This window comes from Kluyvera sichuanensis, assembly GCF_014218705.1.
GTDB classification, from domain to species: Bacteria; Pseudomonadota; Gammaproteobacteria; order Enterobacterales; family Enterobacteriaceae; genus Kluyvera; species Kluyvera sichuanensis.
In genome coordinates this window covers 1-1231 of sequence record NZ_JABBJF010000074.1, presented here as the reverse complement: position 1 = coordinate 1231, position 1231 = coordinate 1, and the positions used below count along the sequence as shown (strand labels likewise).

Annotated in this window: 1 protein-coding gene; it reads left to right on the top strand. The window is 50.9% G+C overall.

The genetic code is table 11. The annotated features are described in order from the left end of the window. On the top strand, positions 1–1198 hold a 1198-nt coding region (locus tag HII27_RS26785), incomplete at its 5' end, for a Tn3 family transposase (RefSeq protein WP_185670186.1). Between the last annotated feature and the right edge of the window lie 33 nt (positions 1199–1231).

Genomic DNA, 1231 nt, shown 5'->3' with positions numbered 1-1231 from the left:
CGTCAGTGAATCAGGTGCTCGGGCGCAGGATCTCCAGGTCAGTCTGTGCGCAACACTGCTGGCAGAAGCCTGCAATATAGGGCATGAACCCCTGATAAAGCATAATATTCCCGCGCTTACTCGCCATCGTCTGAGCTGGGTTAAACAAAATTATCTCAGGGCAGAAACGCTGGTCACCGCTAATGCACGGCTGGTTGATTTTCAGTCCACGCTGCCGCTCGCGGGGTACTGGGGAGGTGGTGAGGTTGCCTCCGCAGATGGTATGCGTTTTGTCACACCGGTTAAAACGGTTAATTCCGGACCAAATCGTAAATACTTTGGTTCAGGACGCGGTATCACCTGGTACAACTTCGTCTCCGATCAATACTCCGGTTTCCATGGCATTGTAGTTCCCGGGACGCTTCGTGATTCCATCTTTGTACTGGAAGGGCTTCTGGAGCAGCAGACCGGGCTGAATCCGGTAGAAATTATGACGGACACGGCAGGATCCAGCGATATCATTTTTGGCCTGTTCTGGTTACTGGGCTACCAGTTTTCCCCTCGTCTGGCCGATGCAGGCGGGGCGATATTCTGGCGGGCAGATAAAACGGCACATTATGGTGCCCTGAATGAGCTGGCCCGGGGATGTGTTGAACTGTCAAAAATAGAATCCCAATGGGATGAAATGATGCGAATGGCGGGCTCACTGAAGCTTGGGACCATCCATGCATCAGAGCTTATTCGTTCACTGTTGAGAAGTAGCCGACCATCTGGTCTGGCTCAGGCGATTATGGAAGTGGGCCGGGTCAACAAGACGTTGTATCTTCTCAACTATATCGATGATGAGGATTACCGGCGTCGGATCCTCACTCAGCTCAACCGGGGAGAAGGACGCCATGCAGTGGCTCGAGCCATTTGCTACGGACAACGTGGTGAGATTAGAAAACGCTACCGTGAAGGGCAGGAAGATCAACTCGGTGCTCTGGGTCTGGTGACCAATGCGGTTGTGCTGTGGAATACACTTTACATGCAGGAGGCGTTGTCACATCTTCGCAAATCGGGGGAAACACCTGAAGAGGAGCATCTGGCAAGATTATCGCCGCTGATACATGGCCATATAAATATGCTGGGACATTATACGTTTTCGTTACCGGAAGATATTCTGAAGGGCGAGTTAAGACCATTAAATTTGAATACAAACAATGAATTAACCTCTTAGCGTGGTTTTTTACATCATTGGACCTCGAACCCC